Source organism: Phreatobacter sp., assembly GCF_051860605.1.
Classification (GTDB): Bacteria; Pseudomonadota; Alphaproteobacteria; order Rhizobiales; family Phreatobacteraceae; genus Phreatobacter.
In genome coordinates, this window is record NZ_JBHYDR010000003.1 from 75,606 (window position 1) to 100,718 (window position 25,113).

The following is a 25,113-nucleotide window of genomic DNA, read 5'->3' on the forward strand; positions in this document are numbered from 1 at the left end:
GTGGTCAGGTGCCGACGCGCAGCGGCGCGCCGAGCTTGCGCAGCGCGGCCACCACCGAGAGCGCGGTGATGCGCCCGGTCTTCGGATTCTCCGAGGGGATGTTCTCGATCGAGAGCGTGAACTTCGCCGAATCCGAATCGACCTCGATCGTATGGCAGTTGCGGGTCACACCCGGGTCGGCCCAGATGTCGATCGTGGTGCGGTCGGGCCCGATGCCCGCAAGCGCCAGCGCCGCCGCCACATTGACATTGGCGGGGAAGCCGCGGGCCGCCTCGCGGGCCGAGCCCGAGAACACGCGCAGCGGCTCGGTCACCGCATCCATGTCGTAGCCGTTCTCGATCAGGTGCGGCGCCCCGACGAGGCCCTTCGGCGGCTTGCGAGTGGTCATCCTGACCGAATGAATCGTGCCCTCGGCGGCGGCCGTCACGGCATCGAGGCCGAGCAGGGCTCCGGTCGGCACGATGATCTGGCCATGATGCTCCTTCGCGAGGTCCATCAGGTGCGGGCGCGGCAGAAGCGCACCGCAGGACAGCACCATCACCCGCTTGCCGGCGGTCAGCATGGGCGTGCAGATCTCCTCGATGATCGCGGCCGGCGCACATTCCACCGCCAGGTCGGCATGGGCCGGGAATTCGGAGAGCGGCACCACCGGCACGGTCAGCCCCTCGCCCGCCAGCCAGTCCCGCGCCTTGGCCGCGTCGCGGGCGGCGACACAGGCGAGTCGCGTGCCGGGAATGGTGCCCCTGCCGATGCGCAGGGCGAGCGCGCGTCCGATGGCGCCGAGGCCGGCAATCGCGATGCGGGTGGGTTCCATGGCTGTGTCCTCCTGAGTGAGCGGACACCTAGCGCATGGCGGGCGTTTGACCAGCGGCTTCCGGCATGGAGGCCATGCCGGACCTACCGATCCATGGCCGCCAGCACGTCGGCCCGGCGCGGCAGCGGCGTGACCGCGCCGAAGCCGGTGGTGGACAGTGCCGCCGCCGCGCAGGCATAGCGCCCGGCGCGGAACGGATCGCCGGTTGCCAGCCATTCGGCAAGGAAGGCGCCGTCGAAACAGTCGCCGGCGCCGGTCGCGTCCATGGACTGGACGGTGATCGAGGGCACTCTCTCACGCCGCTCGGACGTAGCGATCAGCGCGCCGTCCCTGCCGAGCGTCAGCGCCACGATGGCCGACCCGCCCTCCAGGTAGAAGTCGCAGATGGCGTCGGGGGTGTCCCGGCCGGTGAGCTGGCGCGCATCGTCCAGCCCCGGCAGGGCGATGTCGGCTTCCGCCATGGCGGCATTGGTCACCACCTGCGCCCGTTCCAGCGGCCAGAGCCTGAGCCGCAGGTTGGTGTCGTAGGAGATCGTGACGCCGGCCTCGCGGGCGTTCCGCATGGCTTCGCGCACCGCCTCGCTGGCATTGGCGGAGATGGCCTGCGAGATGCCGGAGACATGCAGCACCCGGGCCTGCCGGATCGCCTCCAAGGGCAGGTCGTCGGCCGTGAACCGGGCCGCCGCCGAGCCGGCCCGCCGGTAGGTGAAGATGTGGCCATCGGGTTCGTGGGTGACGAAATAGAGCCCGGTATCAGCCCCTTCCACCAGCGCCATGGCCGAGGTGTCGATGCCCTCGGAACGCCACAGATCGAAGAAGCCGCGGCCGAACGTGTCGTCACCGACCGCCCCGATCACGCCGACACTGGCGCCCGAACGGGCCGCCGCGATGGCGCAGTTGGAGGTGTCGCCGCCATAGCCGAAGAGATAGGTCGGCTCGCGCGGAACCGTCTGGTTGAACTCGCCGAGGGCTTCGCCGAAGCAGAGGATATCGGAGGGCATGGGCCTTGCCGCCTGTCAGGGGCAGCCAGAATAGGCATGGCGAGCCCGGCGGCAACCCCGATGCCCGCGCGGCCGGCCGGGCGACCCGGCAAATTTCCGCTTTCTCAGCCGGCTTGCCTCTTGCCAAAATGGTGCAATGCCGTATCATTCGTGTACGAATGATCTTGTCTGCCGCGCATTGCCATTGTCCCCGGGGGGCCGCGATGTCGAACCTGAACACAGAGCGCGTGCTGGAGGTCCGTCACCATACGGACCGGCTGTTCTCCTTCAAGACCACCCGCGACCCGGCCTTCCGGTTCGTCAACGGCCAGTTCACCATGATCGGCCTGGAGGTGGAGGGCCGACCGCTGCTGCGCGCCTATTCCATGGTGTCCTCGAATTACGAGGACAATCTCGAATTCTTCTCCATCAAGGTGGCCAACGGCCCGCTCACCTCCCGGCTTCAGAACATCCAGGTGGGGGACCCGATCCTGATCGGTCGCAAGCCCGTCGGGACGCTGGTGCAGGACGCCCTGCTGCCGGGCAAGGTGCTCTACCTGTGCGGCACGGGCACCGGCCTTGCGCCCTTCCTGAGCGTGGTCAAGGACCCCGACGTCTACGACCGGTTCGAGACGATCGTGCTGGTGCATGGCACGCGCTTCATCAGCGAGCAGGCCTATGACGGGTTCATCACCGACACGCTGCCGAATGACGAGCTGATCGGCGATCTCGCCCGGGCCAAGCTGAAGCACTATCCGACGGTCACCCGCGAGCCCTTCGTCCATAACGGCCGGATCACCAGCCTGCTCGATTCCGGCAAACTCCAGGCCGATCTCGGACTGGGGCCGCTGAACCGCGACACCGATCGCGTGATGATCTGCGGCTCGCCCGCCTTCCTGAAGGACATGGTGGAGATGCTGGAAGGCCGCGGCTTCGAGGAAGGCGCGATCTCCGGCCCCGGCCATTTCGTCGTCGAGAAGGCCTTCGTCGAGAAGTAGCCGGACGCTTCGGAGCGCGACAAACCGCCGGTTGCAGCCACGGCCATCCTTGCTAGCCTTCCCGTGTGTCCGGGGCCCGGCGGCCCGAGGGCGCCTCGCAACAGGAGGGGTGCACGATGCGCGCAATCGGTCTGGCCACCATGCTGGCGCTGCTGCCGGCCGCCGCCCTTGCCCAGGCTCTCACGGCCCAGGCTCCCACGGCCCAGGCGCCCACCGCGCAGGAGCAGGCCGCCTGCCGCGCGGATGGACTGCGCCTGTGTTCGTCCGCCATCGGTCGCCCCGCGGACATGCACGCCTGCCTCTCCCGGAACCGGGCGGACCTGTCGCCCGCCTGCCGCGCGGTAATCGACGCCCGCGGCGGCTGAGCGCGGGGCCGCATCAGACCGGTGGCAATGTCCGGTCTGCTCAGCCTCGCACGAAGCCGAAGCGCGCCGCGGCGGCCGTCAGATCGAGGTCGTTCCAGCGGCGGTGCTCGCCGCGGACATAGGCCGCGGCATTCTCGACATAGATCCAGGCGTTGAACCGGTTGGCCGCGCTGGAATCGCGCGTCGCCTTCACCACCGCCGGCACGCCGGCCACGATGGAGTTCGGCGGGATCACCGTGCCCTCCTTCAGGAAGGAGCCGCCGGCGATGATCGAGTTCTCTCCGATCACCGACCCGTCCATGATGGTGGCTCCGATGCCGACCAGGACGTTGTCGCCGACGGAACAGCCGTGCAGCGTCACATGATGGGTGATCGAGCAATCGGCGCCGACGCGCGTGCCCATGCCGTTGCCGACATGGATCATGACGAAATCCTGGATGTTGCTGCGCGGGCCGATCACCACCTCGTGCATTTCCGCGCGGATGACGGCGTTCGACCAGACCGAGGCCCCGGCCGATAGGCTCACCTTGCCATAGATCTGCGCCGTGGGATGGACGAAGGCCTCGTCGTCGATCGCAACCAGCGGACCCGAACGGGCGACGTCCGATCCCTTCAGCATGATCCCTCCCCGGCCGCCGACTTGGGCCGATGTCAGCGTGCCGGCAGGCCGGCGGGCCGGCAAGTCGGCAGATGGAGGGGCTCAGGCCGCCCGGCTCGGCGGTTCGGCCGCCTGGTCGCGGGGCCCGCCAAGCCAGGCCGCACCGAAGGCCGCAGCCACGTCGGCGTCGAAGCTCGCATCGGGCGCAAGCGGTGGCGCGATCATCACCGGCAGGTCGCGCTCATCGGCGGTCATCGGATGCTCCCGGTGGTCTGAGGGCCTGAACGGTCCATGAGGTGGAAGACCAGTGCCCGCATGGCGGCCTCGCTCTGGTTCTCCGGCAGGTTCCTGAGGTGGGGATAGAGCTGGCGGAACGACCCGGCGAGCAGTTCGACCAGCGGGGCCGGCGGCACGGGTATCTCGTCCGCCGCATAGCTTGCCAGCGCCGTCCGGCCGGCCAGGGTGGCGATCTGGTCCATCAGCCGGTTCTCGATCTCGCCGGTATTGCGCAGCTGGTCGCGGGCCATCGCCGCGCAGGCGCCGAGCGTGGCGACGCCGTCATGGCGCAGGTCGTGGTCGGCCACCATGGCCTCGGCGCCGAAGCGCTCCAGCACTTCGGGCGTGCAGTCGGCTGCGGCGGCGGGAGCCAGAGCGATGACGAGGGCGACGAGCGCCGGGGCGAGCGCACGCATGGGCGCCTCCCTAGAGAGCGGGCTTTCACCGACCGTGGACCGATCCGCCTAACGAATGGTTAACGCGGCGGATCGAAGCCGGCATTGCAAGCCAGCGCCAATCCGGTGCATCCACCCGCAATGGCCGCCGGCCGCCGGCCGGTTCATCCAGCCAGTGCCCTGCGGAGGCCCGATGTCATGAGCCAGCCGGACCCGACCCCTCCCGCGCCGGGGCGCCGACGCCCGGGAAAACTGCCCAGGCTGCTGATGGGCCTCGGCCTTGTCCTGATCGTGGGGGTCACCGCCCATCGCCTGCTGGACGACCGCCTGCCGGCCTGCACCTCCTCGCGCGTCGAACGCGCCGCACTGGCTTTCGCCAGGGATTTCGGCATTGCCGGGCCGCAGATGTCCGATTTCCGTCAGGTTGGCGAAACCGCGACGCGGCGTGATTGCCTGGCCACGGTGACCAATGCGGCCGGGGCCAGTGCGGCCATGTCCGTCCAGGTCTACCGCGATGCGGAGGGCCGCTTGAGGGTAGGCGCCCTGCCGCCCCGGTTCTGAGAGCGTGCCTGGCCAAACGATCACGCCCGTGCGGCTCTGACGCCGCCGGCCGCACCTCCCGGCCGCCTCACGTTCGACCTTCGCGATCGGTCCCGTCGCCTTTTGACAGAGATGAAATCAGTTCATCTCTTTCCTTGATCTGAGCGGTCAGGGCGACAAGTTCCGCCTCACTTTTTGCCAGCTGCGCCTGACAATTCGACGCATTGCCTGCATGCCATTGGGCATTCTTCTGGTGCTCTCTCAATTCGGCAGCGATCTGCCTTTCGGCGGCAACAGACTTGCTGAGGAGCATTTTCAGCTCATCGGCCTCCTCCAGAAGCTTTTTGACCTTCCAACCTAGTCCCATCACGACGAGCAGGAGCGCGCCGACGACCATGGAGAAGCCGCCGAAGTAGCTGATGAGCAGGGCGCCAACCAGCACGGCGATATATAACCAGTCCCATTTGCCCATGATCGCTCCTGCTTCACGAACCAATCGTCAGCACGCGCTAACCGATCCCATTCTGCACGCTGTCGCTGCAGGACAACTGCGACACGATAGATCGGGACGAGAGCAACCGCATTCGGAATCAGCTGCCACCGGCATGGCCGGGGCGGGTCGCTGCCAGTCCATGGCCGGCGCCCTGCATGGCTCCCGCCATCAGATCACAACTGGCACCACGACTGACGTTAGGTCATGATGACGAGGGCTATGACGGGAGACTTGCATGACCATCGAGAATCCGGCCGAGGCGAAGCCGTCGCGTTGGAAGACGCCTGCCAACTGGTTCCTCATCGGGGCCGGCATCCTGACCGGCGCGGTGGCACTCTTCCGCTTCTTCGACACGAGCCTGCCGTCCTGCACGGCCTCCAACGTCAGCTCGACACTGGTCAGGATCGCCCGCGAACAGGGCGTGCAGGGCCCGAAGGTGACCGATCTGGTCCAGACCGCCGATGCCATCGACGAGCGCCGCTGCACGGCGACGCTGACCAACGAGGCGGGCGCCACCAGCCAGATGACCATCCGGATCTATCGCAGCGACGACCGGAAGACCCAGATCGCGGCCCAGTGGCAGCGGATCTGACGGCAGCGGCGGGCTGCGCGTTGCGCCACCTGCAGTTCGCCGCAACCCGAAGCAACCCGACGCAATAGCGGCATGGGGCCGTCCCCTCCAGTGTGAACGCATCACACAGGAGGACGCCATGACCGATCAGACGATCCACCAGACCGAAGCCGGCACCACCAAACTCGGCACGATCATCCTGAACGTGGCGCTTGTCATCATCGGCATCGGCGTTCTGGCCGTGAACGCCACGCGGATCTACCAGGCGCTCGATACCAGCCTGCCCAGCTGCACGGCCTCCAACATCGAAAAAACGGTCCTGGCCATCGCGCGCGGCGAGGGTGTGGCTGGCCCGAAGCTGTCAGGAGCCCGGCAGAGCGCGGAGGCGGTTGACCAGCGCACCTGCTCGGCGACCCTCACCAATGCCGCCGGTGCGACCTCGCAGGTCACCTATCGCATTTACCGCAATGACGCAGGCCGCACGGAAGTCGCGGCGCAGTGGAACCGCATCTGAGACATCACAGGCGGACCTCTCCGCCGACATTTCAGGCCATCCGACAGGAGAACGCCATTATGCCCGTCTTTGACATGATCCTCGACAGCATTTTCGATGGCCTGGTTTCGGCAATCATGCCGAAGGCGATCACCACCGGACTGATCAGCGTTACCCTGATCGGCGGCGCTCTCATCTACGGACAGGTCATGCCCAGCACAGGCGATGCCCTTCCGACCTGCCTGTCCAGCAAGGTCCGCGTGACGCTGACAGGCATGGCGGTCGAGAGAGGTGTCGTCCAGCCGCGTGTTCGTATGCGGCTGCCGGTGGTCGCGCCGGAGGGCGAACGCCAGTGCAAGGCGACGCTGACCGACGGGACCGGCCGGTCCGTGCCGATGACCTACCGCATCTTCAGGGCCGCTGACGGGCAGACCAGGGTCGAAGCCGCCTGGTAGCGCATTTGGGCCGCGTCAGCGCACCTGCGGGCCGCGTCAGCGCACCTGATTTCCGGTGACGGTGAGCTGGGCATGGCGGCCAACACCTTCGCGGGTGAGGTCGCCGGTCACCGGCCGGTGCCATTCCATCCCCACCACCGCGCCGGTGCGCGCGCCCTGCACGAGGTTGTTGGCGATCAGCGCGTGACCGGCGCCGGGCGCCACGGACACCGCGATGCCGACAGGGGCGCCCTTCACGACGTTTCCAGTGACCGAGACGTCGCGCAGATACTGGCCCCAGCCGATCTGGATACCTGCGGTCGGCGCCCCCTCCACGACATTGGCGGCAATCACCGCATCGGCCTCGGCCGAGATGCCGATGCCGGCCGCATCGCCCGGATCGGTGCCGGTTGGGCGGCGGCCGACCAGGTTGCGCACGATGTTGCCGTGGATGTTGGCGAGCCGGCCGCCATGGTTGAAATTGGTCGCGACGATGCCGAGCGCGGCACCATCGACGATATTGCTGGCGACCACCGCTCCCTCCGAGCCGAGTTCGACATAGATCGCCACCTCGCCGAGGGCGGCGCAACTGTTGCCGGTGATCGAGACATTGCCGGCGGCATTGGCACGGATCGCGGAGAAGGCCGCGCTGCGGATATGGTTGCCGGCCACGCTGACATTGTCGGCGCGGAACACGTTGATGGCATTTCCGTTCTGGCCCGAGCCGCCGTCGCGGGCGCCGGTCTCCTCGATGCGGTTGGCTTCCACGCGGGTTCCGTCATCGCCGGGCTCAGACCGCCAGACGAGGATGCCATTGTTGGCCGAGCCGCGGACGGCATTGCGGGCGAGCGTCAGGCCGCGGCTGTCGAGCGCGAAGATGCCGGCCTTGGCGCTGCCGACGATCGTGTTGCCGGTGACGAGGCCCTCAATCCCCTCCAGAACCAGGCCGTTCTGGGTGGAGCCGGACAGTTCGCAGTCCTCCACGCGCACGCCCCGGCCATTGGTCAGCACGATCAGGCCCCGCCGTTCGGGGAGCGGGCGGGCGCCACCGTCGATGACCAGACCGGACAGCGTGATGCCGTCGGCACGCGCCGCCGACAGGCAGGCCGTCCCGGACTGGTACACCAGCCGGGTCTGCCCGCGCACGCCGATGATCTGCGTCTGCGGCGGCAGCCTCACCTCGCCGACCCGGTAGAGGCCGGGGGCAAGTCGCAGCGGCATCCGGGCGCCGGCAGCGGTCTCCACGGCGCGCTGGAGGGCGCGCGTCTGGTCCTCGCGCGCGCCCGCGCGCAGGCCGAACGCCTGTCCGTCCATCCCCGCCGCGCGGGCGGAAACGGGAACGGCCAACGCCGCGGCGGCGGCGAGCAGGAACGAGCGGCGGGCGATGGGCATGAAACCTCCGGTGCTGGCACGGGCCTGCGCAAGAGCCATGCCGGTGGCCGCTGTGCCGGAACGGGATGGCTGCAGCCTTGCGGCCTGTCCATGTGGTCAGCCACCATGGTGACGACCGAACGGGAATCGCCATGCGCCTCGCCATCATCGCCGACATCCATGGAAACGCCGTCGCGATCGAGGCGGTGCTGGCCGATATTGCCGCCACCAGCACCGATCGGATCGTCAATCTCGGCGACGTCGTCTCCGGTCCCCTGTGGCCGCGCGAAACGCTTGAGCGGCTCCTGCCGATGAACCTTGCCACCGTGCGCGGCAACCACGACCGCTGGGTCGCAACGACCGCCCGGGAGGCGATGTATCCCTCGGACGCCATTGCCCATGATGCGCTGACGCCGGAGCAGCGCGACTGGCTCGGCGCCCTTCCGATGGAACTGGCTTTCGAGGCCGGCGGACTCGCCGTGCGCGCCTTCCATGGCACGCCTTCGGACGACAATGGCTATCTCATGCACGAGATTGCCGACGGCGGCCTCAGGCCGTCCGGTCCGGCCGCGATTGCCGGCCGCCTTGGCGCATCCGGCGATGCCGGGCTGATCCTGTGCGCCCACACCCACCAGCCCGGTCTCGTCACCCTTCCAGGGAGCGCGACCGTGGTGCTGAACCCCGGCAGCGTCGGCCTGCCGGCCTATTCCGACCCCACCCCGCCAAGCCCGCACGTATCCGAAGCCGGCTCGCCCCATGCGCGCTATGCGCTCGTGACGATTGCCGGCGGGGCGGTCGCCGGCATTGACCTTCGGGCGATCCCCTATGACTGGTCGCGGGCCGCGGCGCGTGCGACCGAGCTCGGCAGGCCGGACTGGGCCCTGGCTCTTGCGACCGGCACGATGGGCTGACGGCCTCAGCGTCCCGCCAAGGCCCGCACCGCCATGACGGCCACCTCATCAAGATCGACTGAATCGAGCCTTCGGGCGAGCGGCAGCGGTCTGCCCGCCGTCCCCGGCCCGCGCGGGCGGCGCGGCGGCAGCGGCACATGGACGAACAGCGCCCGCTTCACCTCGCCGCGCCTGACCGCCTCCAGCGCCAGCCAGTAGGAGAAGTTGCAGAGATATTCACCGGCCGACTGGGATGGCCTGGCATTGAGGCCGGCCCGCCGCAGGGCCTGGACGAGCACGCCGGTGCGCATGGCCGTCGGCATCCGCCAGGGGCCATCCGCCGCGATGTCCGCAGAGTGGTGGAAGGCGCCGGATGCATCCGGCAACCGCCGCGTCGTGACGTTGTGGGCGAAGCGCTCGATGCGGACATGGCGGGTGCGCCCGGCAAGGCCGAACAGCAGCACGGCGTCCGGGCGGTGCCGGGCGATCAGGGCCGGCAGGTCGCGCGCGACCTCCACATAGACCGTGTTGAAGAGGTGGGGAACGATACGAATGCCCGGCAGCCTCAGCCGCGCGGCGGCCCGGACCATGGCAGGGGTCGGATTGTTCTCCCAGCCGGGAAACGGACCGAAACCAGCGACGAGCAGCGTGCGCATGCTGGCCGCCGCGGCCGTTCAGGCCTCGCCGCCGGCCGGCACCGAACTGTCCTGACCGTCCTTGCGACGCAGACGCACCACCACGTCGACGCGGGCGACCTCGTAGCCCTCGGGGGCCTCGGGCAGCTTGTCGACGCCGACATGCGAGCCGGGAATGTCGAAGACGGTGGTTTCGCCCTCGACGATAAAATGGTGGTGATCCGCCAGGTTGGTATCGAAATAGGCCTTGGATCCGTCCACCGCGATCTCGCGCAGGAGGCCGGCCTCGGTGAACTGATGCAGCGTGTTGTAGACGGTGGCCAGCGACACCGGCACGCGCGCCTTGTTCGCTTCGTCGAACAGCATTTCGGCCGTCACATGGCGGTCGCCGCGGGCAAAGAGAATCCAGCCGAGCGCCATGCGCTGGCGCGTCGGGCGCAGGCCCACCTCGCGCAGCATGGTCCGCACGTCATGGATCGGGCAGCCGGTCTTCTGGAGCTGCTTGACGCGCTCCTGTGCCGACATCTTGGCCTCGGTGGCCGGGGCCACCTCGCGATAGGTGCGGTCGATAAGGGTCCGGATGGTCATTGGATCAAGTCTAGGAACTGGCACAGGCCTTCGCAAGGCTCTCGCGAGGCAATGAAGGCGCATAGCACACCCGGGCCCGTCCGTGCCACGGCTTATTCCAAACTGGAATCATTCAAGAAAATGTCGGCATGACTGGGTCTTCCCCACATGGCGGGATGCGGACTTTTGCCCGGTCGGAACCCCTGTGTTAGACACCGGACCGACGGGCCCGGCGGATCGGGCGGGTGCAGGGGCGGACACAGCGGGCAATGACCGAGCGCAAGTCGAGTTTCACCTACGAGGATCTTCTGGCCTGCGGGCGGGGCGAACTGTTCGGCGCCGGCAATGCGCAACTGCCGCTTCCGCCCATGCTGATGTTCGACCGGATCACCTCGATTGGCGAGACCGGCGGCGCCAATGGCAAGGGCCATGTGGTGGCCGAGCTCGATGTGAACCCGGAACTCTGGTTTTTCGCCTGTCACTTCAAGGGTGACCCGGTCATGCCGGGCTGCCTGGGGCTGGACGCGCTGTGGCAACTCACCGGCTTCCACCTCGGTTGGCTCGGCCTGCCCGGCCGCGGGCGGGCCCTGGGCGTCGGCGAGGTGAAGTTCTCCGAGCAGGTGCTGCCGACCACGAAATCGGTGGTCTATGGCGTCGACTTCAAGCGCATCTTCAAGTCGAAGCTGAATCTTGGCATCGCCGACGGCTGGCTGGAAGCCGATGGCAAGCGCATATACGAGGTCAAGGACATGCGCGTGGGCCTGTTCGGCTCCGCCACCTGATTCGTCGTTTCCCGGCTTCGGCCGGTCCAAGCAGGAGAGGCCGCCATGCGCCGCGTCGTCGTCACCGGGATGGGCATCGTCTCGTCCATCGGCAACAATTCCAACGAGGTGCTGGCCTCCCTGCGCGAAGCCAGAAGCGGCATCGCGCTGGATTCGAGCTTCGTCGACCATGGCTTCCGGTCGCAGGTTTCCGGAGCGCCATCGCTCGATCCCGCGACGATCCTCGACCGCCGGGCCATGCGCTTCCACGGCGGCGGCTCGGGCTGGAACCATGTCGCGATGGATCAGGCGATCCTCGATGCCGGCCTCGAGACGGCCGACATCACCAGCCACCGCACCGGCATCATCATGGGCTCGGGCGGCCCCTCCACGCGCGCCCAGATCGACGCCTACGAGAAGGCGAAGGAGAGCGGCAATTCCAAGCGCGTCGGCCCCTTCGCCGTGCCGAAGGCGATGTCGTCGACCGCGTCCGCGACCCTCGCCACCTGGTTCAAGATCAAGGGCGTCAACTATTCGATCTCGTCCGCCTGCGCGACCTCCAACCACTGCATCGGCAACGCCTACGAGTTGATCCAGTGGGGCAAGCAGGACATGATCTTCGCCGGCGGCTGCGAGGAGCTGGACTGGACATTGTCCGTGCTGTTCGACGCCATGGGCGCCATGTCGTCCAAGTTCAACGACCGGCCGACCACCGCCTCGCGCGCCTATGATGCCAACCGCGACGGCTTCGTGATCGCCGGCGGCGCAGGCGTGCTGGTGCTGGAGGAATATGAGCACGCGAAGGCCCGCGGCGCGAAGATCTACGGCGAGATCGTCGGCTACGGCGCCACGTCCGACGGCCACGACATGGTCGCGCCTTCGGGCGAGGGCGCGGTGCGCTGCATGAAGATGGCCCTGGAGGGCGTCGGCCCGAAGGTCGACTATATCAATCCGCACGGCACCTCGACCCCGGTCGGCGACGTGAAGGAAATCGAGGCCATCCGCGAGGTGTTCGGCGGAGCCGACAGGAGCCCGCCGATCTCGGCCACCAAGTCGCTCACCGGCCACTCGCTGGGCGCCACCGGCGTGCAGGAGGCGATCTACTCGCTGCTGATGATGAACAACGGCTTCATCTGCGAGAGCGCCCATATCGAGGAGCTCGACCCGGAGGTGGCGGACATGAACATCGTCCGCCAGCGCATCGACAACGCCAATCTCGGCTGCGTGCTGTCGAACTCCTTCGGCTTCGGCGGCACCAACGCGACCATCGTCTTCAAGCATGTCGATGCGTGAGGGAGGTCGCGTGAGGTCGATGCCGTCACGGCCCGGTCGCAGACTCATGGCAAGCCGCGTGGGATCGCCCCAACGGTGCGGACGGCCATGTGGACAGACCGCTTTGCGCATCCCCGCCTCCGACTTGTCGGACCGGCCCCGGCGGCTCATCCCGGCACCCCTTCCACTGACCCGAGGAGCCCCTGCGTGACCGCTTTGATGCAGGGCCGGCGCGGCCTGATCATGGGCGTGGCCAACGACCACTCCATTGCCTGGGGCATTGCCCGCACGCTCGCGGCGCACGGCGCTGAGCTTGCCTTCACCTATCAGGGCGATGCGCTGGGCAAGCGCGTGCGCCCGCTCGCCGACAGCATCGGCTCGACGCTGGTCCTGCCGTGCGACGTGGAGGACATTGCCACGGTCGATGCCACCTTCGCCAAGCTGGCCGAGACCTGGGGCGGTCTCGACTTCGTTGTCCATGCCATCGGTTTTTCCGACAAGAGCGAGTTGAAGGGGCGGTACGCCGACACCTCGCGCGAGAATTTCTCGCGCACCATGGTGATCTCCTGCTTCTCCTTCACGGAGATCGCCCGGCGGGCGGCGGCGCTGATGCAGCCGGGCGGCACCCTGCTGACGCTCACCTATGGCGGCTCGACGCGGGTCATGCCCAATTACAACGTGATGGGCGTTGCCAAGGCGGGGCTCGAGGCCTCCGTGCGCTACCTTGCCGCCGATTACGGCCCGCTCGGCATCCGCGTGAACGCGCTCTCGCCGGGCCCGGTGCGCACGCTGGCCGGCGCCGGCATTTCTGACGCGCGGCTGATGTTCAACTTCCAGAAGCGCCATGCCCCGCTCCGGCGCACCGTCTCGCTCGACGATATCGGCGGATCGGCCCTTTACCTGCTCTCCGATCTCTCAGGCGGCGTCACCGGCGAGATCCACCACGTCGATTCCGGCTACAACATCATCTCCATGCCGCGGCCCGAGGCGCTGAAGACCCTCGATGCCGCCGAGCAGGCGGTGGAGGATGCGGCCAGCCGGGCAGCCGGCGAGGCGGCGGAATAGGCCGTTCACGCCAGGCGCAGGAGCGGATCGGGAGCCGATCGGCTATAGGGTAAGGGATGTCCCCCGCACCCTACCGTCCCTCGACCGCCCATGCCGATCTCGGACCCGGCTTCTTCGATGCCGTGGAGGCGGCCCGGTTCCCGCAAGCCATCCTGCGCTACCGCAACCAGCGCTGGGCGGAAGCTGTCGGCCTCGGCCATCTCGACGATGCGCAGTGGATCGGTCATTTCGGCCGCTTCGAGCCCCTGCCGGACACCCTGCGCGAACCGCTGGCGCTGCGCTATCACGGCCACCAGTTCCGCTCCTACAATCCGGACATCGGCGACGGCCGCGGCTTCCTGTTCGCGCAGCTGGTGGACGGCGAGGGACGCCTGCTGGATCTCGGCACCAAGGGCTCCGGCCGGACGCCCTATTCCCGTTTCGGCGATGGCCGGCTGACCCTGAAGGGCGGCGTGCGCGAGGTGCTGGCCACGGCGCTTCTGGAGGCCTTCGGGGTCTACACCTCGAAGAGCTTCTCGCTGATCGAGACCGGCGAGGCGCTGGAGCGCAACGACGAGCCCTCGCCCACCCGCTCATCCGTGCTGGTGCGGCTGTCGCACAGCCATATCCGCTTCGGCACCTTCCAGCGCCTTCTCGCCGAGAACGACCAGGCGCGGATCACCCGGCTCGTCGCCCATTGCGTGCGGCACTACCATCCGCAGGCGGCACGCGGCGGCGATATCGCGAAGGAGGCTCCGGCCCTTCTGGAGGCCGCCGCCCGCGCGTCCGGCGCCATGGTAGCCGAGTGGATGGCGGCAGGCTTCGTCCATGGCGTGCTCAACACCGACAATTGCGTCATCACCGGCGAGAGCTTCGACTACGGGCCGTGGCGCTTCCTGCCGCGCTACGATCCCAATTTCACGGCCGCCTATTTCGACCAGACCGGGCTCTACGCCTTCGGTCGCCAGCCCGGCGCCATTGCCTGGAACCTCGAGCGCTTTGCCGAATGCCTGACACTGGTTGCTCCCGTGGCCGAGCTTGAGACCGCGCTGAAGACCTATGCCCCCGCCTTCCATGCGGGTTTGAGGCGCGCGGTCTGTGCCCGCCTCGGTGTGACCGAGGGCGGCGAGGATGCCGACGATGAGCTGGCGGCTGCTTTCTTCCAGTTCCTCCTGAAATCGCAGGCGGCGTTCGAGCGCACCGTATTCGACTGGCATGGCGGGGCATCGCGCCGCGACTTCGCCCTGGCCGGTCCGCAATCGAGCCTCTACCAGGGCGAGGCGTTCGAGCGGCTGTTCGGTGCCCTTTCGGCCCATGCGCCGCGTGAGAGGGCGCCCGCCGCTGCCGCCTATTTCGACGGTGAAGGCCCCGCCACCCTGCTCATCGAGGAGGTCGAGGGCTTGTGGGCAGCGATCGCCGAAAAGGATGACTGGAGCCTGTTCGCGGCGAAACTTGACCATATCGAGCGGGCGCGGAAGGCTTTCGACATCAGGCCGGAGCGCGGACCGGACGGGGCGGGCGCATGAGGACGGAGCTTCGATGACCAGCCAGCAGCAGCCGCGCTTCTTCTCCTATGCCCAGAATCTGGAGGACTATCACCTGTCGCTCCTGCTGGAGGGGGTGTCCGAAGGGTTCTACATCGATATCGGCGGCGGCCATGCCGTGGCCGACAATGTCTCGTTCTGGTTCTACGAGCGCGGCTGGCGCGGCATCGTCGTCGAGCCGCAGAACGCTCTCGCCGCCGCCTATGGCCGGTTCCGGCCGCGCGACATCGTTGTCCAGGCGCTGTGCGGACGGCAGACAGGGGAGGCCGACTTCTTCCAGGCGGACCGCTTTCACGGGCTGTCGACCACGGTCGGTCCCAATGCCGAGGCGGCGGAGGCGGCGGGCATCGCCACGACGCGCCGCAGGCTGCCGGTGACCACGCTCGCCGGGCTGTGTGCCGCCCATGCGCCACAGCGGATCGACTTCCTCAAGATCGACGTCGAGGGCGCCGAGACCGATGTTCTCGCCGGCAATGACTGGGATCGTTTCCGCCCCCGCGTCGTCGTCATCGAGGCTGTCGCGCCGTGGACCATGGCCGACGGGTCGGCCGAATTCGCGCCGCTGCTGACGGCCGCGGGCTATCGCGACGTGCTGTTCGACGGCCTGAACCGCTTCTACCTGGCCGGGGAGGACGCCGGGCTCGCCGAGCGCCTGCCGCGCGAGCCGACCCCATGGAATGCCGTGCTGCACCTCGGCGAATACGGGCCGGCCGATCACGACGAGCGCCACCCCGATCACGCGCTGGCGCGGCACCTCGACCCTGCCCTGCTGCCACGCCTTGCCGATCTCGATCCGGCGGTTCTCGCAGCCGCGCTGCCAGCGGGCACGGATGCCGACAGCGAGGCGACACGGGCAGCGCTTGCCCGCATCGCCTCCATGTTCGATGGCGGCTACGTGGTGGAACCGGCCTAGCGGCCGAGGCGCGTGACGAGCGCCCATGCGGCCGGCATGAGCGCCGCGCCAAGCGCGGTCTTCACGGCTGTGCCGAGGATGAACGGCGTCAGGCCGGCCGCCAGGAGCTTCTCGCCGTAGCCGGTGAAGGTGCCGAGCCAGAGAAGGCCGGGCAGGAAGATGATGACGTTCGCCACCGCCATGGCGACGAGAATCTTCGGCCAGGCCCGGTCCCAGCCCCGATCGGCCGCGGCGCCGATAATCGCCGCCATCAGGAGGAAGCCGGCGAGGAAGCCGCCGGTCGGCCCCATGAACGGCGCGATGCCCGTGGTCCAGCCGGCGAAGACCGGCGCGCCGGCAAGGCCGGCCCCGAGATAGGCCAGGACCGTCACCAGACCCAGCCGGAACCCGTAGGCCGCCGCCACCACGGAGATCGCCAGCGTCTGCAGCGTGAGCGGCACCGGCCAGAACGGCAGGCTCGCCTTGGCCCCGGCGGTGATCAGGCAGATGCCGCCGGCAACCAGCAGGCCGGCCCGCAGGAGGCCGGCTGAGCCGGCCGGCCAGACGGCGGCGGCAAGGGTCGGGTGGGGGACGGAAAGGGTCATGCGCATATCCTTCGAGGGTCTATGCCGTTGGGTCAGCTTGTCATTTGCCCGCCGGCATGGTGGCCTGCCCCAGCTAGCCCACGGCCATGCTGCGCTGCAAGAGCAGCCCGTCCGGCGTTTTGACAGAGGTCCAATGGCCGATGACATTCCCTTCGAGCGCGAGGACGCGGCCATTCCCGGCCGGGTCGAGCAGCTTTCTCCGCTGATCCGCCGCGTGCTCTGCGACAATCCCGGACCCTTCACCTACAGGGGCACGGTGACCTACATCGTCGGCACCGGCCGCGTGGCGATCATCGATCCCGGCCCGGACGACCCGGCTCATGTGCGCGCGGTCCTGGAGGCCGTGAAGGGCGAGCAGGTCGAGGCGATCCTGGTCACCCACACACACCGCGACCATTCGCCGGCAACGCCGGCCGTCAAGGCCGCGACCGGCGCGCCGGTCTATGCCGAAGGACCGCACCGGGCGGCCCGGCCGCTCAATCTCGGCGAGACCAATGCGCTGGACGCTTCAGGCGACCGGGACTTCGTGCCGGATGTCGCGGTGCAGGACGGCGCCATCGTCGCCGGCACGGGCTGGACGCTCGAGGCGGTGTTCACCCCCGGCCACACCGCCAATCACATGGCCTTCGCGCTCGCCGAGGAGGAGACGCTGTTCTCCGGCGACCATGTCATGGCCTGGTCGACCTCCATCGTCGCGCCGCCGGACGGGTCCATGGGCGACTACATGGCCTCGCTGGACAAGCTGCGCGGGCGCGACGAGCGCATCTTCTGGCCGGGCCATGGCGGGCCGGTGCGCGAGCCAGCGAAATTCATGCGGGCGCTGTCCCATCACCGACGGCTGCGCGAGGCCTCGATCCTCAAGCGCATCGAGGCCGGCGACCGGCTGATCCCCGATATCGTCGCCGCGATCTACGAGGGGCTCGATCCGCGGCTGAAGGGGGCGGCCGGGCTGTCGGTCTTCGCCCACCTGGAAGACCTGCTGGCCAAGGGGCTGGTGGCCACCGACGGCGCGCCGACGCTTTCCGGCGCATTCAGGCCGGGCTGAGGCGAGGACGGACGGTCGATCTTTTGCACGCCGGTCCCTGTGTCCTTCGAGGCTCGGGCTGACGCCCTCACACCTCAGGATTTGGAGGTTTGGTCCTGCATCGGGGTTGACGAGGGGCCGTGCCGCAGCCTCGCTGACCCGGTGCCATCGGCCAGCCTCCTCATCCTGAGGTGCGAACGACAGTGAGCCTGGAAGGACGCAAGAGCCTGATGCAAGGCAACGCGGGAGAGGACCCTCCTCCCCTCACACGAAATCGAGCGGCAGGGCGGTGACCTCCTTGATCTCCTCCATCACGAAGCTCGCCGACACGTCCTGCATCTCGATGCGGGCGGTAAGCTTCTTGTAGAGGCGGTCATAGGCCGCAACATTCGGAACGCGGGCGTGGAGGATGTAGTCGATCTCGCCGGCGGTGCGATAGACACCGAGCAGTTCCGGAATGTCCTGCACCGCCTTGTGGAACCGTTCGGCCCAGTCGGCCTCGTGGCGGGCAGTCCTGACCGCGATGAACACGGTCAGCTCGAGGTTCAGCTTCACCGGATCGGCCAGCGCGACACGGGCGCGGATGACACCTTCGTCCTCCAGCCGCTTCAGCCGCCGCCAGCAGGCATTGCGCGACAGGTTCACGCGCTCTGCCAGCTGCTCGATGGACAGGCTCGCATCCTCCTGCACCAGGCGGAGCAGGGTCTTGTCGATCGAATCAATGGAGAGAATACGGGACATCGTCCCACAAAAATATCTCAGACTGGACGATTGTCCACCATTTCTCGGAAATCAGATTCGCTTTTGGGACTTTGTCCCGTTCGTTCCGCGTTACGATGTCCCATCACATCGGCCTTCCGTGGAGCCCGCCATGATCGAACGTGCCAAGACCGCCATGACCGCCCATCCCCATGCCGTCGGTGAGAGCTATTTCGAGCATATGGGCGCGGCGCTTCGCTATGCGGGCACGTTCGCCTTCTGCGCCTTCGCCGCGCTGGTCCACGCGTTCCTGCCGTTCCTGTTCGAGAAGACCGCCTCGACCATCGTCAAGAAGATGGTCGCCGACATGAATGCCCGGCATGCCGCACCGCAGGGCCAAGTGCAGTCCGGCGTTCAGGCGGCCGAGTAAGGCGCAAAAGTCCGGCAACATCTGCTCCTTTCCCGCGTCATCCCCTGCGAATGCGGGCGCTTCAGTTTGCGCCAACTCCGATCGCGCGGATTGACCCATGAGCTTCTTTCAACGGCTCGCCGCGAGGCTCCCGTCCCGCTGGTATGCCTCCATGAGAGAGGAAACCGAGGGCTGGAAGACCGGATGCGCGCAATGCGGCCATCAGCGCAGCGTCTGGGATTGGGGCGGCATCCGCTGGAAGGCCAAGGGCTCGCCGCGCTGGCGGCTGCGCTGTCCGGCTTGCGGCCAGTCGAACTGGCACAAGGTCGAGTGGCGACCGGGGCCGACCGGACTGGCTTGACCACCCGCCCGGGAGTGCTAAGCCGCTGGTGACAGCGCAGCCGAGGCAGCCTCCAATGTCCGATCCCGTTCTCGTCGAAGTCCTTCGCGGCGCTTTCGTGGAAAGCGTCCATCGCGGCGCCTTCGCGGTGTGCGATGCCGAGGGCAAGGTCGTGCTCAGGGCCGGCGAGGCGGACCGGCCGATCTATCCGCGCTCGGCCATCAAGGCGCTGCAGGCCCTGCCGCTGATCGAAAGCGGGGCGGCCGACCGCTTCGGCTTCGGCAACCGCGAACTGGCCCTCGCCTGTTCCTCGCATGGCGGCGAGCCGGCCCATGTCGAGGTGGCGGCCGGGATGCTGGCCAAGGCCGGGCTCGACGAACGCGCGCTCGAATGCGGCGCGCACTGGCCGTCTTCCGCCGCCGCCTCTCAGGCGCTCGCCCGCTCGGGCGGCAAGCCTTCGGCGCTGCACAACAATTGCTCCGGCAAGCATGCCGGCTTCGTCTGCTTCGCCTGCGCCAGCGGCATCGACCCCGCCGGCTATGTCGGCGTGCGCCACGAGGTGCAGCGCTTCGTCGCCGAGGCGGTGAGCCAGATGACCGGCCACCCGCTCGACGGCGACACGGCGATCGGCACCGACGGCTGCTCGATCCCCACCTATGCCGTGCCGATCCACCGCCTCGCCCATGCCTTCGCCCGTCTGGCGACCGGCGAGGGCGTCGGCCCCGAGCGGGCGAAGGTGCTGGCAAGGCTGCGCGAGGCCTGCGCCGCAGAGCCCTTCATGGTGGCCGGCTCGGGCCGCTTCTGCACCGACGTGATGACGCTCCTCGGGCCGAAGGTCTTCGTGAAGACCGGCGCGGAGGGCGTGTTCTGCGCCGCCCTGCCGGGCCAGGGTCTCGGCATCGCGGTCAAGTGCGCCGATGGCACGGGCCGCGCGGCCGAGGTCATCATGGCCGCCCTGATCGCCCGCTTCCTGCCCATGGACGAGGCAGACACTGAGGATTTCGCGCGCTTCCTGATGCCGGTGCAGAAGAACTGGAACGGCATCACGGTCGGACGCATCCGCCCCGCCGGCCCGCTACGTGCCTGATCCGTCACGCTTTTCGGGCATGCGACCGATGCTGTCGCGAAACGCCATCGTCAGTTGCGGAAAATTCCAAAAAAGCCTCTTGTCAGCGTCCGGTGACGCGGTATCGTTCGTTTACGAATGATCTCCCGAGGAGCGATCCAGCGGGAGGCGTCGCCAGAGGCAGAACGGCGGTTCTCCGCGCACCGCTCCCCAGAGGAGGTTGTTTCATGACGAAGCTCGATCTTTCCCGCCGCACGGTCGTTGGCGGCCTGGCCGCGACCGGTGTGGCACTTGCCGGCGGCCCCACGGCTGCGCAGGGCGCGCCGATCCGGGTCGGCGAACTGAACTCCTACAGCCGCATGGCGGCCTTTGCCGTTCCCTATCGCAACGCGATGCAGCTGGCCCAGGACGAGATCAACCGCGCCGGCGGCATTTCCGGCCTGGCCGGCCGGCCCCTCGAACTGGTGTTCCGCGACGACGGCTCGACGCCGGGCGATGCCGTGCGCGTCGCCGAGGAACTGCTCACCCGCGAGAACGTGTCGTTCCTGTGCGGCACCTTCCTGTCGAATGTCGGCCTCGCCGTCGCGGACTTCGCCAACCAGCGCAAGACGCTGTTCCTGGCCACCGAGCCGCTGACCGACGCGCTGACCATGGCGAGCGGCAACCGTTTCACCTTCCGCGTGCGGCCCAACACCTACATGCAGACCCGCATGCTGGTGGATGCGGTCAAGGCCAAGGGCATCAAGCGCTGGGCCATCGTCGCGCCGAACTATGAGTATGGCCAGTCGGCCGCCGCGAACTTCAAGCGCCTGATGACCGCCGCCGTACCCGGCTTCGAGGTGGTGGGCGAGCAGTTTCCGGCGCTCGGCCGCATCGATGCCGGCGCCACCGTGGGCGCCCTCGGCCAGACCCGGCCGGACGGCATCTTCAACGTGCTGTTCGGCGCCGACCTCGTCGCCTTCGTGCGCGAGGGCAACACGCGCGGCCTGTTCGAGCGCCGCTCCGTGGTCAGCCTGCTGACCGGCGAGCCGGAATATATCATTCCGCTCGGCGAGGAGACGCCGGAAGGCTGGATCACCACCGGCTATCCCTGGGAGCAGATCGACGCGGCGCCCCACAAGGCCTTTGTCGATGCCTATCGCGCGCGCTTCAACGACACGCCGCGGCTCGGCTCGCTGCTCGGCTACGTGGTCGTCTACATGATCCGCGACATGCTCAACAAGTCGCGCTCCACCGAGACGGAGGCGATGATCGCCGCCCTCAAGGGCCTGAAGAGCGACACGATCTGCGGACCGGTGACCATGCGCGAGGTCGACCAGCAGTCGACCCTCGGCGCCTGGGTGGGCGAGACCACGCTGAAGGGCAAGGCCGGCACGATGAAGAACTGGCGCTATGCCGACGGCGCCGACTACATGTTCCCGGAGGCCGAGGTGCGCGCCGCGCGCAAGGCCTGAAGCCTTTCATCCAGGACCGGCCCGGGCTCCAGGCCCGGGCCACCGCCCACCGGAGCGCCGCAGCCGCGGCGAACCGCTCCTGCCGTGCGCCCCGAAGCCAGCCACCGAGAGCCACGACCCCATGGACCTCTCCTTCGTCGTCATCCAGGCCCTGTCGGGATTGGCCAGCGCCTCGGCGCTGTTCGTCATCGCTTCCGGCCTGACGATCGTGTTCGGCGTGACGCGGATCGTGAACTTCGCCCACGGCTCCTTCTACATGCTGGGCGCCTATCTGGCGGTGACGATCCTGCCCTGGCTCTTCGAGTTCGACCGCTCGCCGGCCCTGTTCTTCGTCGGCGTGCTGGTGACGGCGGCCGTGGTCGGCGTTCTCGGCGTGGTCATGGAGGTGCTGCTGCTGCGCCGCATCTACAAGGTGCCGGAACTGTTCCAACTGCTTGCCACCTTCGGCGTCGTGCTCATCGTGCAGGACGTGGTGCTCAAGCTTTGGGGACCGGTGGACATTGCCGGCCCGCGCGCGCCGGGCCTGCGCCACGGCGTCGAGATCCTCGGGCAGCGGTTCCCGGCCTATGAGCTGTTCCTCATCTGTGTCGGACCGGTGGTGCTGGGCGCACTCCTGCTGATCATGCACAAGACGCGCTTCGGCGTGCTGATCCGCGCCGCAACCCAGGACCGCGAGATGGTCGGCGCGCTCGGCGTCAACCAGGCCATGCTGTTCACCGGCACGCTGTTCCTCGGCGCCTTCCTGGCCGGCCTCGGCGGCGCGCTGCAGGTGCCGCGCATTCCCGCCAATACCGGCATGGACCTGTCAATCATCACCGAGGCCTTCGTGGTCACCGTCATCGGCGGCATGGGTTCGGTGCCCGGTGCCTTCATCGCGGCGCTGATCATCGGCCTGCTGCAGGCCTTCGGGATCCTGATCTTCCCCAAGATCACGCTGGTGCTGGTGTTCCTGCTCATGGCGGCCGTGCTGGTGGTCAAGCCGTGGGGCCTGATGGGCCGGCCCGATGTCGCCGCCGGCCGGGCCGTGTTGCCCGAGGGCATCCTCAATCTCAGGCGCTTCGACGTCACCGAGAAGATCGTCTGGGCGGTGATCATCGCCATCGTCCTGCTCATTCCGCTGGTCGGCGACACCTACAAGGTGAAGGTCGGCATCGAGATCATGGTGTTCGCGCTCGCGGCCTTCTCGCTGAACCTCCTGATCGGCAATGGCGGCATTGTCTCCTTTGGCCATGCCGCCTATTTCGGCGTCGGCGCCTATGCCGCCGGCCTGCTCGTCACCGGCCCCCTGAAGGCGCCGATGGAGCTTGCCCTCGTCGCCGCGCCGATCGCCGGCGGCCTCGCAGCGGCCCTGTTCGGCTATTTCGTCGTGCGGCTCTCGGGCATCTATCTGGCCATGCTGACGCTGGCCTTCGCCCAGATCACCTATGCCATCTGTTTCCAGTGGGTGGAGGTGACCGGCGGCGACAACGGCGTCGTCGGTGTCTGGCCCTCGCGCTGGGCCTCGGCGCGCGAGGTCTATTTCTACGTGGTGGCGGTCACCTCGATCCTTGCCATCCTGGCCCTGCGCCACGTCATCTACGCGCCCTTCGGCTACACGCTGCGGGCGGCCCGCGACTCGGCCAACCGGGCGGACGCCATCGGCATCGACGTGCGCACGCACCGCTGGCTTGCCTTCATCGTGGCCGGCGCCGCGGCCGGGCTTGCCGGCGGGCTCTATTCCTTCTCCAAGGGCTCCATCGACCCGACCATGATCTCGATCGCCATGTCGATCGACTTCCTGATGATGATCCTGACCGGCGGCATCCAGACGGTGATGGGCGCGCTGGTCGGAGCCGCGGCGTTCCATGCGGTCAAGGACTTCTTCATGCCGCTGACCGACTTCTGGCGCTTCTTCCTCGGCGCCTCGATCATCGCCATGGTGCTGATCTTCCCGCGCGGCATCGTCGGGGCCATCGAGGGTTTCCGAGAACGCTCCGGCGCCAGACCCGTGGCCCCGGACGGCAAGGCGCCGGTCCTTGCGAAGGAGCCGGCATGACCGCCCCCCTGCTCGTCGTCGACAACCTGCAGAAGCGCTTCGGCGGCGTGGTTGCCGGCAAGGATGTGTCGTTCACGCTGGCTGCCGGCGAGATGCTCGCCATCATCGGGCCGAACGGCGCGGGCAAATCGACCACCTTCAACATGGTGGGCGGCCAGCTCGTGCCCGATGCCGGCACCGTTGCGCTGGCCGGCGAGGACATCACCGGCAAGCCGCCCCGCGCCATCTGGCGCAAGGGTGTCGGCCGCACCTTCCAGATCGCCCAGACCTTCGTGTCGATGAGCGTGGCGGAAAACGTCCAGATGGCGCTCATCTCGCATCACGGCCAGACCCGTTCGGTGGTCGCCATGGCCAGGGCGCTGCACCGGGAGGCGGCGCTCGCCATCCTCGCTGGTGTGGGGATGGCCGACATGGCCGACCGTCCCGTCAATGAACTGGCTTATGGCGACGTCAAGCGGGTCGAACTTGCCATCGCCCTCGCCTCCCAACCGAAGCTGCTGCTGATGGACGAGCCGACCGCCGGCATGGCGCCGCGCGAGCGTTCGGCGCTCATGCAACTCACCCACGACATTGCGCGCGAGCGCAGCATCGGCGTGCTGTTCACCGAGCACGACATGGACTCGGTCTTCGCCCATGCCGACCGCATTCTCGTGCTGGTGCGCGGCGAGATCATCGCCGCCGGGACGCCGGAGGAGGTGCGGTCCAACCAGCGGGTCAAGCAGGTCTATCTCGGCGAGACCGGCGTGCAGGCGGCCCTCAAGGCGCGCCGGCAGGCGGCGGGGGTGGCCTGATGCGTGCGCCCTCCACCACCATCCTCGAGACGCGCGGCCTGTCGGCGGCCTATGGACATGCCCAGGTGCTGTTCGGCGTCGACATCGCCCTGAAATCCGGCGAGGTCGTCGCCCTGATGGGTCGCAACGGTGCCGGCAAGTCGACGACGCTGAAGGCGATCATGGGCATCGTGCCGCCCAACGGTGGCACCGTCGCCTTCGAGGGGCAGGACGTCACCGGCTGGCAGTCCTACCGTATTGCCCGGCTCGGGCTCGGCTATGTGCCGGAGGAGCGGCGCATCTTCACCGACCTCACCGTCTACGAGAATCTTGAGGTCGGCCGGAAGACGGCGGCCGCAGCCGGCGAGAAGCAGCCCTGGTCGCTCGATCGGCTCTTCGCGATCTTCCCGAACCTTGCGGAGATGAAGGGTCGTCGCGCCGCTGCCATGTCCGGCGGCGAGCAGCAGATGCTGACCATCGCCCGCACGCTGATGGGCAACCCGCACGCCGTGCTGCTGGACGAGCCCTCCGAGGGCCTCGCCCCGGTCATTGTCGAGCAGATGGCCGATGCCGTTCTGGCCATGAAGGCCGAGGGCATCGCCGTGCTGCTGTCTGAGCAGAACCTCTACTTTGCCTCCGCCGTGTCGGACCGCGCCTATGTCATCGAGAAGGGCACGATCCGCTACGAGGGGACGACCGAGGATCTCGAGTCCAATGACGAGATCCGCGAAGCCTATCTGAGCGTTTGATCGCAGCCGCCGGCGCCTGATCGCGCCGC

The 25,113-nt window shown here is 68.2% G+C and carries 31 protein-coding genes; 20 read left to right on the forward strand and 11 right to left on the reverse strand.

Annotated features, from left to right (window positions below; translation table 11 throughout):
• Nucleotides 1–4: 4 nt before the first annotated feature.
• Together ACTIFS_RS05840 and ACTIFS_RS05845 are read right to left on the reverse strand one after the other, a co-directional pair.
• Complete coding sequence (locus ACTIFS_RS05840; RefSeq protein WP_439573121.1) at nucleotides 5–814, reverse strand: aspartate dehydrogenase; 810 nt, start codon at nucleotides 812–814, stop codon at nucleotides 5–7.
• Between the two features lie 83 nt (nucleotides 815–897).
• Nucleotides 898–1,815: a sugar kinase gene (locus ACTIFS_RS05845; RefSeq protein ID WP_439573122.1), complete on the reverse strand. Its 918-nt coding sequence runs from the start codon at nucleotides 1,813–1,815 to the stop codon at nucleotides 898–900.
• A gap of 203 nt (nucleotides 1,816–2,018) precedes the next feature.
• Between ACTIFS_RS05845 and ACTIFS_RS05850 the strand changes: the two genes are divergently transcribed.
• Complete coding sequence (locus tag ACTIFS_RS05850) at nucleotides 2,019–2,792, forward strand: ferredoxin--NADP reductase (RefSeq protein ID WP_439573123.1); 774 nt, start codon at nucleotides 2,019–2,021, stop codon at nucleotides 2,790–2,792.
• Between the two features lie 116 nt (nucleotides 2,793–2,908).
• The gene (locus ACTIFS_RS05855; RefSeq protein WP_439573124.1) at nucleotides 2,909–3,157 is read left to right on the forward strand and encodes a hypothetical protein; all 249 of its coding nucleotides are present in this window, start codon (nucleotides 2,909–2,911) and stop codon (nucleotides 3,155–3,157) included.
• A gap of 40 nt (nucleotides 3,158–3,197) precedes the next feature.
• On the opposite strand, the gene ACTIFS_RS05860 is transcribed toward ACTIFS_RS05855, so the two are convergent.
• The 3 genes from ACTIFS_RS05860 to ACTIFS_RS05870 all read right to left on the reverse strand — a co-directional run bounded on the left by ACTIFS_RS05860 (nucleotide 3,198) and on the right by ACTIFS_RS05870 (nucleotide 4,447).
• Complete coding sequence (locus ACTIFS_RS05860; RefSeq protein WP_439573125.1) at nucleotides 3,198–3,776, reverse strand: gamma carbonic anhydrase family protein; 579 nt, start codon at nucleotides 3,774–3,776, stop codon at nucleotides 3,198–3,200.
• 81 nt (nucleotides 3,777–3,857) lie between these two features.
• A complete protein-coding gene (locus tag ACTIFS_RS05865) occupies nucleotides 3,858–4,010 on the reverse strand; it encodes a hypothetical protein (protein WP_439573126.1) in 153 nt (50 codons plus the stop codon).
• Nucleotides 4,007–4,447: a hypothetical protein gene (locus ACTIFS_RS05870; protein ID WP_439573127.1), complete on the reverse strand. Its 441-nt coding sequence runs from the start codon at nucleotides 4,445–4,447 to the stop codon at nucleotides 4,007–4,009. Before ACTIFS_RS05870 ends, ACTIFS_RS05865 begins: the two co-directional genes overlap by 4 nt.
• Before the next feature lie 177 nt (nucleotides 4,448–4,624).
• Between ACTIFS_RS05870 and ACTIFS_RS05875 the strand changes: the two genes are divergently transcribed.
• Complete coding sequence (locus ACTIFS_RS05875) at nucleotides 4,625–4,987, forward strand: hypothetical protein (RefSeq protein WP_439573128.1); 363 nt, start codon at nucleotides 4,625–4,627, stop codon at nucleotides 4,985–4,987.
• 67 nt (nucleotides 4,988–5,054) lie between these two features.
• Here the strand turns inward: ACTIFS_RS05875 and ACTIFS_RS05880 are convergent, their stop codons facing one another.
• A complete protein-coding gene (locus ACTIFS_RS05880) occupies nucleotides 5,055–5,438 on the reverse strand; it encodes a hypothetical protein (RefSeq protein ID WP_439573129.1) in 384 nt (127 codons plus the stop codon).
• 256 nt (nucleotides 5,439–5,694) lie between these two features.
• Here ACTIFS_RS05880 and ACTIFS_RS05885 point away from each other — a divergent pair, with 256 nt between their 5' ends.
• From ACTIFS_RS05885 to ACTIFS_RS05895, 3 genes are all read left to right on the forward strand, one after another.
• Nucleotides 5,695–6,051 carry a hypothetical protein gene (locus ACTIFS_RS05885; RefSeq protein WP_439573130.1) on the forward strand — a complete coding sequence of 119 codons (357 nt, stop codon included), beginning with the start codon at nucleotides 5,695–5,697 and terminating at the stop codon, nucleotides 6,049–6,051.
• 118 nt (nucleotides 6,052–6,169) lie between these two features.
• A complete protein-coding gene (locus tag ACTIFS_RS05890; protein WP_439573131.1) occupies nucleotides 6,170–6,544 on the forward strand; it encodes a hypothetical protein in 375 nt (124 codons plus the stop codon).
• Between the two features lie 59 nt (nucleotides 6,545–6,603).
• Entirely contained in the window at nucleotides 6,604–6,978 is a 375-nt protein-coding gene (locus ACTIFS_RS05895) for a hypothetical protein (protein ID WP_439573132.1), read from the forward strand.
• A 36-nt stretch (nucleotides 6,979–7,014) separates the two neighbouring features.
• On the opposite strand, the gene ACTIFS_RS05900 is transcribed toward ACTIFS_RS05895, so the two are convergent.
• Nucleotides 7,015–8,349, reverse strand: coding sequence for a TIGR03808 family TAT-translocated repetitive protein (locus tag ACTIFS_RS05900; RefSeq protein WP_439573133.1), 1,335 nt, complete (start codon nucleotides 8,347–8,349; stop codon nucleotides 7,015–7,017).
• Between the two features lie 131 nt (nucleotides 8,350–8,480).
• Between ACTIFS_RS05900 and ACTIFS_RS05905 the strand changes: the two genes are divergently transcribed.
• On the forward strand, nucleotides 8,481–9,239 hold the full coding sequence (locus ACTIFS_RS05905) for a metallophosphoesterase family protein (RefSeq protein WP_439573134.1): 759 nt from the start codon (nucleotides 8,481–8,483) through the stop codon (nucleotides 9,237–9,239).
• Between the two features lie 5 nt (nucleotides 9,240–9,244).
• Here the strand turns inward: ACTIFS_RS05905 and ACTIFS_RS05910 are convergent, their stop codons facing one another.
• Together ACTIFS_RS05910 and irr are read right to left on the reverse strand one after the other, a co-directional pair.
• Nucleotides 9,245–9,874, reverse strand: a complete 630-nt coding sequence (locus ACTIFS_RS05910) for a pyroglutamyl-peptidase I family protein (RefSeq protein ID WP_439573135.1) — start codon at nucleotides 9,872–9,874, stop codon at nucleotides 9,245–9,247.
• Between the two features lie 18 nt (nucleotides 9,875–9,892).
• Nucleotides 9,893–10,378 carry a Fur family transcriptional regulator Irr gene (gene irr / locus ACTIFS_RS05915; RefSeq protein WP_439573516.1) on the reverse strand — a complete coding sequence of 162 codons (486 nt, stop codon included), beginning with the start codon at nucleotides 10,376–10,378 and terminating at the stop codon, nucleotides 9,893–9,895.
• A 311-nt stretch (nucleotides 10,379–10,689) separates the two neighbouring features.
• Here irr and fabA point away from each other — a divergent pair, with 311 nt between their 5' ends.
• From fabA to ACTIFS_RS05940, 5 genes are all read left to right on the forward strand, one after another.
• Nucleotides 10,690–11,202, forward strand: a complete 513-nt coding sequence (gene fabA / locus ACTIFS_RS05920; RefSeq protein ID WP_439573136.1) for a bifunctional 3-hydroxydecanoyl-ACP dehydratase/trans-2-decenoyl-ACP isomerase — start codon at nucleotides 10,690–10,692, stop codon at nucleotides 11,200–11,202.
• 45 nt (nucleotides 11,203–11,247) lie between these two features.
• Nucleotides 11,248–12,474, forward strand: coding sequence for a beta-ketoacyl-ACP synthase I (gene fabB / locus ACTIFS_RS05925; RefSeq protein ID WP_439573137.1), 1,227 nt, complete (start codon nucleotides 11,248–11,250; stop codon nucleotides 12,472–12,474).
• A 186-nt stretch (nucleotides 12,475–12,660) separates the two neighbouring features.
• On the forward strand, nucleotides 12,661–13,518 hold the full coding sequence (gene fabI / locus ACTIFS_RS05930; RefSeq protein ID WP_439573138.1) for an enoyl-ACP reductase FabI: 858 nt from the start codon (nucleotides 12,661–12,663) through the stop codon (nucleotides 13,516–13,518).
• Between the two features lie 56 nt (nucleotides 13,519–13,574).
• Complete coding sequence (locus ACTIFS_RS05935) at nucleotides 13,575–15,023, forward strand: protein adenylyltransferase SelO family protein (protein ID WP_439573139.1); 1,449 nt, start codon at nucleotides 13,575–13,577, stop codon at nucleotides 15,021–15,023.
• Nucleotides 15,024–15,036: 13 nt separating this feature from the next.
• Entirely contained in the window at nucleotides 15,037–15,954 is a 918-nt protein-coding gene (locus ACTIFS_RS05940; RefSeq protein WP_439573140.1) for an FkbM family methyltransferase, read from the forward strand.
• Here the strand turns inward: ACTIFS_RS05940 and ACTIFS_RS05945 are convergent.
• Entirely contained in the window at nucleotides 15,951–16,538 is a 588-nt protein-coding gene (locus ACTIFS_RS05945) for a biotin transporter BioY (protein WP_439573141.1), read from the reverse strand. The two genes, ACTIFS_RS05940 and ACTIFS_RS05945, sit on opposite strands and share 4 nt — an antisense overlap.
• Nucleotides 16,539–16,671: 133 nt before the next feature.
• On the opposite strand from ACTIFS_RS05945, the gene ACTIFS_RS05950 reads away from it, so the two are divergent.
• Nucleotides 16,672–17,583 (forward strand): MBL fold metallo-hydrolase, encoded by a 912-nt coding sequence (locus tag ACTIFS_RS05950; protein ID WP_439573142.1) that lies wholly within the window; start codon nucleotides 16,672–16,674, stop codon nucleotides 17,581–17,583.
• Nucleotides 17,584–17,826: 243 nt separating this feature from the next.
• On the opposite strand, the gene ACTIFS_RS05955 is transcribed toward ACTIFS_RS05950, so the two are convergent.
• Nucleotides 17,827–18,303 (reverse strand): Lrp/AsnC family transcriptional regulator, encoded by a 477-nt coding sequence (locus tag ACTIFS_RS05955; protein ID WP_439573143.1) that lies wholly within the window; start codon nucleotides 18,301–18,303, stop codon nucleotides 17,827–17,829.
• Nucleotides 18,304–18,433: 130 nt separating this feature from the next.
• Here ACTIFS_RS05955 and ACTIFS_RS05960 point away from each other — a divergent pair, with 130 nt between their 5' ends.
• The 7 genes from ACTIFS_RS05960 to ACTIFS_RS05990 all read left to right on the forward strand — a co-directional run bounded on the left by ACTIFS_RS05960 (nucleotide 18,434) and on the right by ACTIFS_RS05990 (nucleotide 25,084).
• On the forward strand, nucleotides 18,434–18,691 hold the full coding sequence (locus ACTIFS_RS05960) for a DUF6356 family protein (protein WP_439573144.1): 258 nt from the start codon (nucleotides 18,434–18,436) through the stop codon (nucleotides 18,689–18,691).
• A 97-nt stretch (nucleotides 18,692–18,788) separates the two neighbouring features.
• On the forward strand, nucleotides 18,789–19,031 hold the full coding sequence (locus ACTIFS_RS05965) for a hypothetical protein (RefSeq protein WP_439573145.1): 243 nt from the start codon (nucleotides 18,789–18,791) through the stop codon (nucleotides 19,029–19,031).
• 55 nt (nucleotides 19,032–19,086) lie between these two features.
• A complete protein-coding gene (locus ACTIFS_RS05970) occupies nucleotides 19,087–20,097 on the forward strand; it encodes an asparaginase (RefSeq protein WP_439573146.1) in 1,011 nt (336 codons plus the stop codon).
• A gap of 206 nt (nucleotides 20,098–20,303) precedes the next feature.
• The gene (locus tag ACTIFS_RS05975) at nucleotides 20,304–21,530 is read left to right on the forward strand and encodes an ABC transporter substrate-binding protein (protein ID WP_439573147.1); all 1,227 of its coding nucleotides are present in this window, start codon (nucleotides 20,304–20,306) and stop codon (nucleotides 21,528–21,530) included.
• Nucleotides 21,531–21,651: 121 nt separating this feature from the next.
• Nucleotides 21,652–23,565, forward strand: coding sequence for an ABC transporter permease (locus ACTIFS_RS05980; protein WP_439573148.1), 1,914 nt, complete (start codon nucleotides 21,652–21,654; stop codon nucleotides 23,563–23,565).
• Nucleotides 23,562–24,356, forward strand: coding sequence for an ABC transporter ATP-binding protein (locus ACTIFS_RS05985; protein ID WP_439573149.1), 795 nt, complete (start codon nucleotides 23,562–23,564; stop codon nucleotides 24,354–24,356). The genes ACTIFS_RS05980 and ACTIFS_RS05985 overlap by 4 nt, the downstream gene beginning before the upstream one ends.
• Nucleotides 24,356–25,084: an ABC transporter ATP-binding protein gene (locus ACTIFS_RS05990; RefSeq protein WP_439573150.1), complete on the forward strand. Its 729-nt coding sequence runs from the start codon at nucleotides 24,356–24,358 to the stop codon at nucleotides 25,082–25,084. Before ACTIFS_RS05985 ends, ACTIFS_RS05990 begins: the two co-directional genes overlap by 1 nt.
• Nucleotides 25,085–25,113 lie beyond the last annotated feature (29 nt).

What these genes read in the sequence shown, in the direction of transcription:
- ACTIFS_RS05965 (WP_439573145.1), top strand. Translation starts at nt 18,789, where the DNA reads ATGAGCTTCTTTCAACGGCTCGCCGCGAGGCTCCCGTCCCGCTGGTAT.
- ACTIFS_RS05945 (WP_439573141.1), bottom strand. Translation starts at nt 16,538, where the DNA reads ATGACCCTTTCCGTCCCCCACCCGACCCTTGCCGCCGCCGTCTGGCCG.
- ACTIFS_RS05985 (WP_439573149.1), top strand. Translation starts at nt 23,562, where the DNA reads ATGACCGCCCCCCTGCTCGTCGTCGACAACCTGCAGAAGCGCTTCGGC.
- ACTIFS_RS05885 (WP_439573130.1), top strand. Translation starts at nt 5,695, where the DNA reads ATGACCATCGAGAATCCGGCCGAGGCGAAGCCGTCGCGTTGGAAGACG.
- ACTIFS_RS05970 (WP_439573146.1), top strand. Translation starts at nt 19,087, where the DNA reads ATGTCCGATCCCGTTCTCGTCGAAGTCCTTCGCGGCGCTTTCGTGGAA.
- fabB (WP_439573137.1), top strand. Translation starts at nt 11,248, where the DNA reads ATGCGCCGCGTCGTCGTCACCGGGATGGGCATCGTCTCGTCCATCGGC.
- ACTIFS_RS05940 (WP_439573140.1), top strand. Translation starts at nt 15,037, where the DNA reads ATGACCAGCCAGCAGCAGCCGCGCTTCTTCTCCTATGCCCAGAATCTG.
- ACTIFS_RS05895 (WP_439573132.1), top strand. Translation starts at nt 6,604, where the DNA reads ATGCCCGTCTTTGACATGATCCTCGACAGCATTTTCGATGGCCTGGTT.
- ACTIFS_RS05840 (WP_439573121.1), bottom strand. Translation starts at nt 814, where the DNA reads ATGGAACCCACCCGCATCGCGATTGCCGGCCTCGGCGCCATCGGACGC.
- ACTIFS_RS05950 (WP_439573142.1), top strand. Translation starts at nt 16,672, where the DNA reads ATGGCCGATGACATTCCCTTCGAGCGCGAGGACGCGGCCATTCCCGGC.
- ACTIFS_RS05900 (WP_439573133.1), bottom strand. Translation starts at nt 8,349, where the DNA reads ATGCCCATCGCCCGCCGCTCGTTCCTGCTCGCCGCCGCCGCGGCGTTG.
- ACTIFS_RS05980 (WP_439573148.1), top strand. Translation starts at nt 21,652, where the DNA reads ATGGACCTCTCCTTCGTCGTCATCCAGGCCCTGTCGGGATTGGCCAGC.
- ACTIFS_RS05955 (WP_439573143.1), bottom strand. Translation starts at nt 18,303, where the DNA reads ATGTCCCGTATTCTCTCCATTGATTCGATCGACAAGACCCTGCTCCGC.
- ACTIFS_RS05875 (WP_439573128.1), top strand. Translation starts at nt 4,625, where the DNA reads ATGAGCCAGCCGGACCCGACCCCTCCCGCGCCGGGGCGCCGACGCCCG.
- ACTIFS_RS05870 (WP_439573127.1), bottom strand. Translation starts at nt 4,447, where the DNA reads ATGCGTGCGCTCGCCCCGGCGCTCGTCGCCCTCGTCATCGCTCTGGCT.
- irr (WP_439573516.1), bottom strand. Translation starts at nt 10,378, where the DNA reads ATGTCGGCACAGGAGCGCGTCAAGCAGCTCCAGAAGACCGGCTGCCCG.
- fabA (WP_439573136.1), top strand. Translation starts at nt 10,690, where the DNA reads ATGACCGAGCGCAAGTCGAGTTTCACCTACGAGGATCTTCTGGCCTGC.
- ACTIFS_RS05910 (WP_439573135.1), bottom strand. Translation starts at nt 9,874, where the DNA reads ATGCGCACGCTGCTCGTCGCTGGTTTCGGTCCGTTTCCCGGCTGGGAG.
- ACTIFS_RS05880 (WP_439573129.1), bottom strand. Translation starts at nt 5,438, where the DNA reads ATGGGCAAATGGGACTGGTTATATATCGCCGTGCTGGTTGGCGCCCTG.
- ACTIFS_RS05855 (WP_439573124.1), top strand. Translation starts at nt 2,909, where the DNA reads ATGCGCGCAATCGGTCTGGCCACCATGCTGGCGCTGCTGCCGGCCGCC.
- ACTIFS_RS05860 (WP_439573125.1), bottom strand. Translation starts at nt 3,776, where the DNA reads ATGCTGAAGGGATCGGACGTCGCCCGTTCGGGTCCGCTGGTTGCGATC.
- ACTIFS_RS05960 (WP_439573144.1), top strand. Translation starts at nt 18,434, where the DNA reads ATGATCGAACGTGCCAAGACCGCCATGACCGCCCATCCCCATGCCGTC.
- ACTIFS_RS05865 (WP_439573126.1), bottom strand. Translation starts at nt 4,010, where the DNA reads ATGACCGCCGATGAGCGCGACCTGCCGGTGATGATCGCGCCACCGCTT.
- ACTIFS_RS05990 (WP_439573150.1), top strand. Translation starts at nt 24,356, where the DNA reads ATGCGTGCGCCCTCCACCACCATCCTCGAGACGCGCGGCCTGTCGGCG.
- ACTIFS_RS05905 (WP_439573134.1), top strand. Translation starts at nt 8,481, where the DNA reads ATGCGCCTCGCCATCATCGCCGACATCCATGGAAACGCCGTCGCGATC.
- ACTIFS_RS05935 (WP_439573139.1), top strand. Translation starts at nt 13,575, where the DNA reads ATGTCCCCCGCACCCTACCGTCCCTCGACCGCCCATGCCGATCTCGGA.
- ACTIFS_RS05850 (WP_439573123.1), top strand. Translation starts at nt 2,019, where the DNA reads ATGTCGAACCTGAACACAGAGCGCGTGCTGGAGGTCCGTCACCATACG.
- ACTIFS_RS05890 (WP_439573131.1), top strand. Translation starts at nt 6,170, where the DNA reads ATGACCGATCAGACGATCCACCAGACCGAAGCCGGCACCACCAAACTC.
- ACTIFS_RS05845 (WP_439573122.1), bottom strand. Translation starts at nt 1,815, where the DNA reads ATGCCCTCCGATATCCTCTGCTTCGGCGAAGCCCTCGGCGAGTTCAAC.
- ACTIFS_RS05975 (WP_439573147.1), top strand. Translation starts at nt 20,304, where the DNA reads ATGACGAAGCTCGATCTTTCCCGCCGCACGGTCGTTGGCGGCCTGGCC.